Annotated in this window: 7 protein-coding genes; 3 read left to right on the top strand and 4 right to left on the bottom strand. The window is 69.3% G+C overall.

The window, feature by feature from the left end; genetic code table 11:
• Positions 1-410: 410 nt before the first annotated feature.
• Both ACFWYS_RS26595 and ptsP read left to right on the top strand, forming a co-directional pair.
• Positions 411-860 (top strand): PTS glucose transporter subunit IIA, encoded by a 450-nt coding sequence (locus ACFWYS_RS26595; protein ID WP_384773792.1) that lies wholly within the window; start codon positions 411-413, stop codon positions 858-860.
• Between the two features lie 82 nt (positions 861-942).
• Entirely contained in the window at positions 943-2,613 is a 1,671-nt protein-coding gene (gene ptsP, locus ACFWYS_RS26590) for a phosphoenolpyruvate--protein phosphotransferase (RefSeq protein WP_384773789.1), read from the top strand.
• Positions 2,614-2,681: 68 nt separating this feature from the next.
• Here the strand turns inward: ptsP and ACFWYS_RS26585 are convergent, their stop codons facing one another.
• Both ACFWYS_RS26585 and ACFWYS_RS26580 read right to left on the bottom strand, forming a co-directional pair.
• The gene (locus tag ACFWYS_RS26585) at positions 2,682-3,575 is read right to left on the bottom strand and encodes a hypothetical protein (protein ID WP_384773786.1); all 894 of its coding nucleotides are present in this window, start codon (positions 3,573-3,575) and stop codon (positions 2,682-2,684) included.
• 117 nt (positions 3,576-3,692) lie between these two features.
• Positions 3,693-5,660: an acetoacetate--CoA ligase gene (locus ACFWYS_RS26580; protein WP_384773783.1), complete on the bottom strand. Its 1,968-nt coding sequence runs from the start codon at positions 5,658-5,660 to the stop codon at positions 3,693-3,695.
• A 212-nt stretch (positions 5,661-5,872) separates the two neighbouring features.
• Between ACFWYS_RS26580 and ACFWYS_RS26575 the strand changes: the two genes are divergently transcribed.
• Entirely contained in the window at positions 5,873-8,239 is a 2,367-nt protein-coding gene (locus tag ACFWYS_RS26575; protein WP_384773782.1) for a TIM-barrel domain-containing protein, read from the top strand.
• Positions 8,240-8,241: 2 nt separating this feature from the next.
• Here the strand turns inward: ACFWYS_RS26575 and ACFWYS_RS26570 are convergent, their stop codons facing one another.
• A complete protein-coding gene (locus ACFWYS_RS26570) occupies positions 8,242-8,778 on the bottom strand; it encodes an NUDIX domain-containing protein (RefSeq protein ID WP_384773779.1) in 537 nt (178 codons plus the stop codon).
• A 50-nt stretch (positions 8,779-8,828) separates the two neighbouring features.
• Positions 8,829-9,635, bottom strand: a complete 807-nt coding sequence (locus tag ACFWYS_RS26565) for a M15 family metallopeptidase (RefSeq protein WP_384773776.1) — start codon at positions 9,633-9,635, stop codon at positions 8,829-8,831.
• Positions 9,636-9,644 lie beyond the last annotated feature (9 nt).

Raw genomic sequence — 9,644 nt, 5'->3', positions numbered from 1 at the left:
GGCGTTGATTTTTGGCACGCTGTTGAGTTCTCAAGGAACGGACGCTTCCTTTGTACTCACCCTCTCGGGCTTTCCTCCGGGCGCTTCCCTTCGGTGTTCCAAACTCTATCAGTGTTTTTCCGGCCCTCTGACCACCATCCTGCGGGCATGCAGAAGGTGACCCCGAGATAGGATCTGACAAGTTGGGTGCTGCTGGGCAAGGACGCCTAGTTGCGTCACTCAGTCCCGAGCAGGAGTACGACTGTACACGCGGCCGCAGAGCGGGTGCAAATCGGTTTACGATATGGTCTAGACCACTCTGGAGTGCTCACGCGGAACCGGCACTTCATGTGACATACCCTGCTGAACAGTGTGCCGTCCGGCACAGGCAGCGACGGCCCATAACGATCTCCACCCCTGGGAGGTTTCCCATGACCACCGTGATGTCCCCACTGGCAGGACGCGCCGTCGGACTGGCATCCGTACCCGATCCTGTCTTCTCCGGGGCCATGGTCGGCCCGGGCACCGCGATCGACCCCGTGCGTGAGCCCTCCGAGGCTGTGTCGCCCGTGGACGGAGTCATCGTCTCTCTCCATCCGCACGCCTTTGTCGTCGTCGACGAGCAGGGTCATGGCGTGCTCACCCATCTCGGCATCGACACCGTGCAGCTCAACGGCGAGGGCTTCGAGCTTCTCGTGAACAAGGGGGACACCGTGACGCGCGGGCAGGGCATCGTGCGCTGGAACCCCGCAGCGGTCGAGGAAGCCGGCAAGTCCCCGGTGTGCCCGATCGTTGCCCTTGAGGCCACGGCGGAGGCCCTCTCCGATCTGCGGGACGACGGCGACGTGAAGGCTGGTGACAGTCTCTTCGTCTGGAAGTGACACCGGCGCCGTCGTATGACGGCAAGTAGGGACGACAACCACTGCGGCGGCGGGACCCGCCGCACTATCGGAGACGGGTGAGATGGAGACAACGCTGCGAGGCGTCGGCGTGAGCCACGGTGTGGCGATCGGCGAGGTTCGGCACATGGGAACGGCGGTCCTCGAACCGCCTGCCAAGCAGATCCCGGCCGAGGACGCGGAGCGTGAACAGGGGCGCGCCCGCAAGGCCGTGGAGGCTGTGGCGGCCGACCTGATGGCGCGCGGCAATCTGGCGGGGGGCGAAGCCCAGGCGGTGCTTGAGGCGCAGGCCATGATGGCCCAGGACCCCGAGCTGATGGCGGATGTGGACCGGCGTATCGCCGTCGGCAGCACGGCTGAGCGTGCCGTGTACGACGCCTTCGCCGCGTACCGCGAGCTGCTGGCCGGCGCCGGGGAGTACCTGGCCGGCCGGGTGGCCGACCTCGATGACGTGCGGAATCGTATCGTCGCCCGTTTGCTCGGCGTCCCGATGCCGGGTGTCCCGGACAGCGACGAGCCCTATGTCCTTGTCGCTCGCGACCTCGCGCCGGCCGACACAGCGCTGCTGGACCCGGCCCTGGTGCTCGGCTTTGTCACCGAGGAGGGCGGGCCGACCAGCCACAGCGCGATTCTGGCGAGGGCGCTCGGCGTTCCGGCCGTGGTCGCGCTGCCGGGTGCCGGTGAGCTTGCCGAGGGCACGGTCATCGCTGTTGACGGCAGCACCGGTGACATCTTCGTGAATCCCAGCGAGGTGAAGAAGGCGGAGCTGGAGGCCGCAGCCGCCGCGCGCAAGGCCGCGCTCGCGGCATCGACCGGCCCGGGTGCCACCGCGGACGGTCACAAGGTGCCGCTGCTGGCCAATGTCGGCGGGCCGTCCGACGTTCCGGCTGCTGTCGAGGCGGGCGCCGAGGGTGTCGGTCTGTTCCGTACCGAGTTCCTCTTCCTCGACGACAGCAAGAAGGCGCCGTCGGAGGAGAAGCAGGTCGAGGCCTATCGGCAGGTGCTTGAGGCCTTCCCCGAGGGGCGTGTCGTCGTACGTGTACTGGACGCGGGTGCGGACAAGCCGCTGGACTTCCTGACGCCGGCCGATGAGCCGAACCCGGCGCTGGGTGTGCGTGGTCTGCGGACGCTGCTGGACCACCCCGAGGTACTGCGTACCCAGCTGACCGCACTCGCGAAGGCTGCTGAGGGACTGCCCGTCTACCTTGAGGTCATGGCCCCGATGGTGGCGGACCGTGCCGATGCGAAGGCGTTCGCGGACGCCTGCCGTGCGGCCGGGCTGCAGGCGAAGTTCGGTGCGATGGTGGAGATTCCGTCGGCCGCGCTGCGGGCGCGTTCGATCCTGCAGGAGGTCGAGTTCCTGTCGCTGGGGACGAACGACCTCGCGCAGTACACCTTCGCCGCGGACCGTCAGGTGGGTGCGGTGTCCCGTCTGCAGGATCCGTGGCAGCCCGCGCTGCTCGACCTGGTGGCGCTGTCCGCCGAGGCGGCGAAGGCCGAGGGCAAGAGCTGCGGTGTCTGTGGTGAGGCGGCGTCCGACCCGCTGCTGGCGTGTGTGCTGACCGGTCTGGGTGTCACCTCTCTCTCCATGGGGTCGGCATCGATTCCCTATGTCCGGGCGACGCTGGCGAAGTACACGCTGGCTCAGTGTGAGCGTGCCGCTGCGGCGGCGCGGGCGGCGGACAGTGCCGAGGAGGCGCGGAACGCCGCTCAGGCGGTGCTGTCCGGCGAGTAGCCGGAGCGAGCGGGCTGCATGCCTGTCGCGTGGGGCGCTCCACCTGCGGGTGGGGCGCCCCCTTGCGTTCAGTGGTCGTGGCCCGGAATCGCCTGCTCGTCGCCGAGGTCAGGTGGCGCGCAGTAGTCGACGCCGGATTCCGGGGAGATGAGGTCTCCGGACTCGATGTCGGTGCAGTAGGCGTCGAAGACCTCGCCGGCGGTGAGGGGTGCCAGTCCGTCTCCACGCAGGCGCCATCCGTAGATGCGGTCTGATGTGCCGGGGGCGCTGGTGCGCATGACGAGTCCGCCGGGACTCCGGGTGGCCAGGCCGAGGGCGAGAACCGTGGTGAACTCCAGCACTTCTGCATCGTCGAGGTGCGTGGCGCCCTGGGCGTGTTCGTCGGCGTGAAGGGCGGAGACGAGTGTTTCCGGGGTTCCCATGACGCTGCAGACGAGGTGTCGGCAGCCCGGATGGGCCGTGTCCAGGATGCGGACGAGGAGATGCGAGGCGCGGATGAAGGCCGCGCGGCCGAGGTCCTCGCCGCAGGTGGCGCAGGCGCCGAGTCGGGCCAGGAGTGTGGACGCGTACTCCCAGGTGGCTTGGCGGACAGCCTCGTCGACGAGGGACGGGACGAGGTCTGCCAGGGGCTGGCCCTCGTAGGGGACGGTGGGTCCGGTGGCCGCGAGTTCGGCTGTGAAGCGCGTGCGGCTGGACGGGACGTCGGGGTCGAGGCCCGTTTCCGCGCAGAACTCGGCGTATTCCTGGGGATCGAAGAGGGCGATCGTCGTATGGCCGCCTTGGGAGGCCCGTGTCCTGAGGAGGGCTTCCACCTGTTCCAGATAGATCTTGTGGTCGTCGAAGGTGAAGCTGCGGTAGCCGCGCATGGCACGGAAGTCGTGCTCGTCGGTCAGCAGACCGATCGTGCCGGCGATCTCGCGGCGCAGGGCGCGTCGCATCGTCTGGTGGTCGGTGTGCGCCATCTTTCCCCCTGGGTGCAGTTGATCAATGCTCACTCACAGTAATCGGGGGCACTGACAACGGCGCATGGCCGGCCCCGGAGGTCACTGGCTCTGGAGTCCGAGGCCGGCACTTGTCGATCAGGCGCGCTTGCGGGCGAGTTCCTCATAGAAGTGGAGGAGGTCGAGGTTGTCGATCGAGCCCGGGTTGACCGCCTTTTCCAGGGGTGTGCCTTGGAGGAGTCGCTTCACCGGGACCTCGATGCGCTTGCCGGTGAGGGTGTGGGGGACGCCGGGGACCTCGATGATCTCGTCGGGGATGTGACGTGGTGAGAGCTGTTCGCGGATGGTCTGTTTGATGCGGTTCAGGAGGGCCTCGTCGAGTACGGCTCCCGGGACCAGGTGCACGAACAGGGGCATCCAGTAGCCGCCGTCGGGCTGCTCGATGCCGATGACGAGGGATTCCTTGATCTCGGGGAGGCGTTCCACGGCTTCGTAGATGTCCGCCGAGCCCATCCGCACGCCCTGGCGGTTGAGGGTCGAGTCGGAGCGTCCGTGGATGATGACGGAGCCGCGTGAGGTGACGGTGATCCAGTCGCCGTGGCGCCATACGCCGGGGTAGGTGTCGAAGTAGCTGTCGTGGTACCGGCTGCCGTCGGGGTCGTTCCAGAAGTGGATCGGCATGGACGGCATGGGGTTGGTGACCACGAGCTCGCCCACCTCGTCGATGAGGGGGTCGCCGCTGGGGTCCCAGGACTGCAGGTCGGTGCCGAGGCCGGGGGCCTGGAGTTCGCCGACGTACACGGGCAGCGTGGGCACGGCTCCCGCGAAGCAGGAGCACACGTCCGTGCCGCCGCTGACGGAGGCGATCCAGAGGTCGTCGCGGACCTCGTCGTGCAGCCAGCGGAACCCGTCGGGCGGGAGCGGTGATCCGGTGGTGGCGACGCACTGGACCGGCGAGAGGTCGAAGTCGCGGGCGGGGTGCACATCGGCCTTGCGGCAGGCCATGACGTACGCGGCCGAGGTGCCGTAGAGGGTGGCCTTCGTGCGTTCGGCGACCCGCCACTGGGCGCCTGTGTCGGGGTATCCCGGGCTGCCGTCGTAGAGGACGATCGTGGTGCCGGTGAGGAGGCCGGAGACGAGGAAGTTCCACATCATCCAGCCCGTCGAGGTGTACCAGAAGAAACGGTCCTCTGGGCCCAGGTCGCAGTGCAGACCGAGTTGTTTCAGGTGCTCGACGAGGATCCCGCCCTGCGACTGGACGATGGCCTTCGGGAGGCCGGTCGTGCCGGAGGAGTAGAGCACCCAGAGGGGGTGGTCGAAGGGCACCTGCTCGAAGACGGGTTCCACGTCGGCGGCCGTGAGGGCAGACCATTCCAGGGCGCCTTCGGGGGCGTCGGTGCCGAGCAGGGGGATGTGGACGACGGAGCGCAGGGTGGGCAGCTCGCGGCGGAGTTCGGCGACGGTGTCGCGACGGTCGTGCTGCTTGCCGCCGTAGCGGTAGCCGTCGACCGTGAAGAGGACGACGGGTTCGACCTGCTGGAAGCGGTCGAGGACGCTGCGGGCGCCGAAGTCGGGGGCGCAGGAGGTCCACACGCCGCCGACGGCAGCCGTGGCGAGGAGGGCGACGACGGCTTGCGGGATGTTCGGGAGGTAGCCGCTGATGCGGTCTCCGGGGCGGACGCCGAGGGCGCGCAGCTCGGCGGCCAGGGAGCCGACCTGGCGGCGCAGCTCGGACCAGGTCACGGGACGGGGTTCGTGGGATTCGTCCACGTGGAGGAGTGCGGGTTCGTCGGGGCGGGTCTCGGCGGCGCGTAGCGCGTGCTCGGTGTAGTTCAGGGTCGCACCGGGGAACCATTGGGTGCCGGGCATCGCGCGATCGCCCAGCACGCGCGCGTAGGGGGTGGCGAAGCGTACGTCGAACCACTCGGTGAGGGCTTTCCAGAAGGTGTCCAGTTCGTCGACCGACCAGCGGTGCAGGGCCGCGTAGCCGCCCTCGGCGGGGGCGCCGTGGTTTTCGGCGGCCCAGGCCTGGAACCTGGTGACTTGAGCCTGCGCGATGCGCTGCGGATCTGGCTGCCAGAGCGGCTGGGGATTCACGGTCGACATGGGGCGGCTCCCGGACTGTGCGCGTCGTGTGCGTCTTCCGCGCAAGGCTGGGGTGTGCGCGTGACGCGGATGACACGGACGATGCCATGTGATCGACTTCTGCACCAGGGCGCGCCCCACATAGTCCGTGTCGTGAAGATGTGGTCCCGGCACGGGTGAACGGCAGTTGAACGGCACACGTGTGTGGGGCGCTGAATGGCAGGCTGAGCAGCATGGACGGTCGTGACCTGGTGCGTTCGATGAAGGCGGTCGGTTCTGTGGGAGCGGCCCAGGGGTTGCGTACCGTACGGGCGGCGTGGCGCAGGCAGCGCGCGGACGCCGCGGGGCTGGCGCCCCGGGGTGCCGAGCGCGCTCGGGTGCCCGGCCCGGTGCAGGAAGTGGAGCCCGGTCCGGGCGGCGGTGTCATCCGGTTCAGCCGGTCGGAACTGCGCATCGTCGTCACCGTGAACGGGGCCGTGTTCTGGGGGTGGGACGGGTCCGCCCCCGAGCCGTCGTACGCTCTCGCGGGCCGGTGTCCGGAACCGGATCCCCGGGCCGTGCTGGAGCCCGACAAGGACGGTGGCTGGCGGGTCGTGGCCGAGCGGGTGACGGTGGTCATCTCGCGGCACGGTGCGGTGGAGGTGCAGACGCCGGGTGGTGTGACGCTGCGCCGTGACCTGCCGCCGCGTTGGTGGGAGCCGGTGGGCGGTGGGGCGGCGCGCTGGATGCAGCGGTCGGAGGTGGCCGCGGACGCTCGGTTCTTCGGGCTGGGCGGCCGGGCGGCTGGGCCCCGGCTGAAGAACGGGACGTACCGGTTGTGGAACACCGACCCGGGGCATGCGTTCGGCCCTGGCGACGACCCGCTGTACATCACCATGCCGGTGCAGCTGGTGGTGGCCGACGCGGCCACGCACCTGGTGTTCCACGACACTTCGTGGGACGGCACGGTGACGCTGCGGGAGGGCGAGGAGGGCGCCGGCTCCGGGCATGACCACGCGGGGACCAGCGAACTGCGGATGGACGGGGGGCCGTTGCGCTGCTGGGTGATGGTGGGCACTCCCGCGCGCGTGCTGCTCGTGTGGGCCTCCCTCACCGGTGCGGCCGCGCTGCCGCCGGCATGGGCATTGGGCCACCATCACGCGCGGTGGGGCTTCGGCAGCGAGCAGGAGGTACGGCGGATCGTTTCTGGCTACCAGGATCGGGATCTGCCGCTGGACGCGGTCCATCTGGACATCGACCACTACGACGAGCATCAGGTGTTCACGGTCGATCATGAGGGCTTTCCCAAACTGCCGCAGCTCGCCGAGGACTTGCGGCGGGACGGGATCCGCCTGGTCTCGATCGTCGACCCGGCGGTCAAGGCCGCACCGGGCAACGCCGTGTACGACAGCGGGACGGTCGAGGACGCCTTCGTCAGGGACGCCTCGGGGCAGGTCGTGCGGGGAGTGGTCTGGCCCGGGGAGGCGGTCTTCCCGGACTTCACGCACGCGCGTGTGCGGCACTGGTGGGGTGGGCTCTACGAGGAGCGGCTGGCGCAGGGCTTCTCGGGTTTCTGGCACGACATTAACGAGCCGACCTCGTTCGCGGCCTTCGGTGAGTCGACACTGCCGCGTTCGGCCCGGCACTCCCTGGAGGGGCGGGGCGGTGATCATCAGGAGGCGCACAACGTCTACGGTCTGTGCATGGCCAGGGCGGGCTACGAGGGGTTGCGTGCGCTGGCGCCCGAGGCGCGGCCCTTTGTGTTCTCGCGGTCCGGATGGGCCGGCATGCAGCGATACGGGGGCACCTGGTCCGGCGACGTGGCCACCGGCTGGCCCGGGCTGCGGGCGTCGTTGTCGCTGGTCATGGGCCTCGGGCTGTGCGGGGTGCCCTACTCGGGGCCGGACGTGGGCGGGTTCGACGGGAGTCCTTCGCCGGAGCTGTATCTGCGGTGGCTGCAGTTGGCGGCGTATCTGCCGCTGTTCCGTACGCATGCGAGTCTGCGGGCGGGGCGCAGGGAGCCATGGGAGTTCGGTCCCGAAGTGCTGGAGCACGCGCGCGTGGCGCTCGTCGAACGCCGGAGGCTGTTGCCGTACTTCGTGACGCTGGCGCATCTGGCCCGGCGGACAGGGGCGCCGTATGTGCGTCCGTTGTGGTGGTCGGCGCCCGAGGAGCGGGCGCTGCGCGACTGCGAGGATGCGTTTCTGCTGGGCGACTGTCTGCTGGTGGCGCCGGTGCTGGAACCGGGAGCTGACCGGCGTGCGGTGCAGTTGCCGCGGGGGCGCTGGTACGACACGGCGACGGAGCGGGCGTACGAAGGGCCGGGGCAGGTGCTCATCGACGCGCCCTTGTCGCGTGTCCCGGTGCTGGCGCGCTCGGGCGCCGTCGTCCCCGTTCGTGGGGACGACGGCGGGCTGGAACTGGAGGTGTGGGCGCCCGCCCGGGGGCGTACCGGGGGCGGACTGGTGGTGCCGGACACGGGTGACGGCTGGGACGAGCCGGAGATCGAGCGCTACGTCACCCGTTGGGAAGGCGGCAAGCTCGTCGTCGAGCTGGAGCACGAGGACGGTGTGATCCCGTCTCCTCGTCCGGTGCGCGTCAGAGGGCTCGGCGAGCGTTGAGGTCAGATGTAACGGCCCTCGAAGAACGCCCGTACGGCCAGTGTGTGCAGCGGGAAGGCGAGCTCCTCCGGCCTGCGCAGGAGATGCCAGCCCTCGGTCTCGTTCGTGGCGGCCGACGGCGGGAGGCGGTCGGCGGAGCGTTCCGGGAGGAGACCGAACAGCAGCAGGTGCCCATCGGGGGAGCTCATCGCGTCGACGAGACGTACGTCGCGGCCGGCCGCGTCGATGCCGGTCTCTTCATTGAGCTCGCGCACGACGGCCTGGCGCCAGTCCTCGCGGTCGTCGATGTAGCCGCCGGGCAGGGCGATGCCTCCGCGCGCGGGGGCCACGGTTCGGGTGATGACGACAAGGGCGGTGCCCTTCGTGTCGTACACGGGCTGGAGTGCGATCGCTACCGGCAGCGGGTTGCGGTAGGCCACGGCGCCGCACACCGGGCAGGTGCGCGGCCAGCCGGAGACGCCCTCTCCGTAGGGCGCGCCGCAGGTCGAACAGTGGGAGTTCGCTGCGGAGTTGGGAACGGAGTATTGAGATTCGGACACGCGGCGGACTGTATCCGATCAGTGGAAGGGCGTCTTCCGGGGGCCGGTCACTACTGCCTGGTCAAAGATTTCCGGGACACGGGGAAGTCGAAGTAGGTGTCCGGATACGGCTCCGGCTTGTACGTGTAGTGCCACCATTCCTCGGCGAGGTTCACGAATCCGAGGGCTTCGAGGGTGCCCTTGAGCAACAGCCGGTTGGCACGCTGTTCGCCCTGGATGCGCGGGTCGAGGGTGTGCGAGAGGGTGTCGAAGCAGTCGTAGCCGGTGCCCATGTCGACGGAGTTGTCGGGGAAGCGCTCGCTGTGGGGTGCGTAGCAGGGCACGAGGGGCTGCCCTGGCACGTAGGGCCTGGTGGGCTTCGCCGGTAGCCGGACGATCGTCAGGTCCATGGTCGAGCCGCGACTGTGGCCGGATTTCTCCGCGATGTAACCGTCCACGAAGAGGCGAGCCTTGTCGACGTTCGGGTAGAACTCGCCCTTCATGGCTTCGTCGTCGAGGTCCTCGGCCCAGCGGACGAAGTGGTCGACGGCGCGCTGCGGCCGGTAGCAGTCGTACACCTTGAGCGTGTAGCCCTGGCGCAGCAGCTGCTTCTGGGCCTTGTGGAGGGCCTCGGCGGCGGGTCGGGTGAGGATGCAGAGGGGCTGTCGGTAGCCGTCGATGCGCTCGCCCACGAAGTTGTGCGGGGTGAAGTACCGCATCTCCTCGATGATGGTGGGGTCCACGGTTCTCAGCGCCACGAAGTCCTTCGGCGCTCTGGGCTCGGTCTTCGCCTGGGCGGTGGCGGGGGTGGCGGTGACGGCCAGCAGGGTGGCGAGCGTGGTGACCAGTCCTCGCACGGCGATCGAGAGTCGTGTCATGTCTCCTGC

The sequence above is a fragment of the Streptomyces sp. NPDC059010 genome, from assembly GCF_042740355.1.
Taxonomy (GTDB): domain Bacteria; phylum Actinomycetota; class Actinomycetes; order Streptomycetales; family Streptomycetaceae; genus Streptomyces.
This window is presented reverse-complemented; position numbering and strand designations above follow the sequence as displayed.

Coding starts and splice junctions, on each gene's coding strand:
- ACFWYS_RS26595 (WP_384773792.1), top strand. CDS start 411: ATGACCACCGTGATGTCCCCACTGGCAGGACGCGCCGTCGGACTGGCA.
- ptsP (WP_384773789.1), top strand. CDS start 943: ATGGAGACAACGCTGCGAGGCGTCGGCGTGAGCCACGGTGTGGCGATC.
- ACFWYS_RS26585 (WP_384773786.1), bottom strand. CDS start 3,575: ATGGCGCACACCGACCACCAGACGATGCGACGCGCCCTGCGCCGCGAG.
- ACFWYS_RS26580 (WP_384773783.1), bottom strand. CDS start 5,660: ATGTCGACCGTGAATCCCCAGCCGCTCTGGCAGCCAGATCCGCAGCGC.
- ACFWYS_RS26575 (WP_384773782.1), top strand. CDS start 5,873: ATGGACGGTCGTGACCTGGTGCGTTCGATGAAGGCGGTCGGTTCTGTG.
- ACFWYS_RS26565 (WP_384773776.1), bottom strand. CDS start 9,635: ATGACACGACTCTCGATCGCCGTGCGAGGACTGGTCACCACGCTCGCC.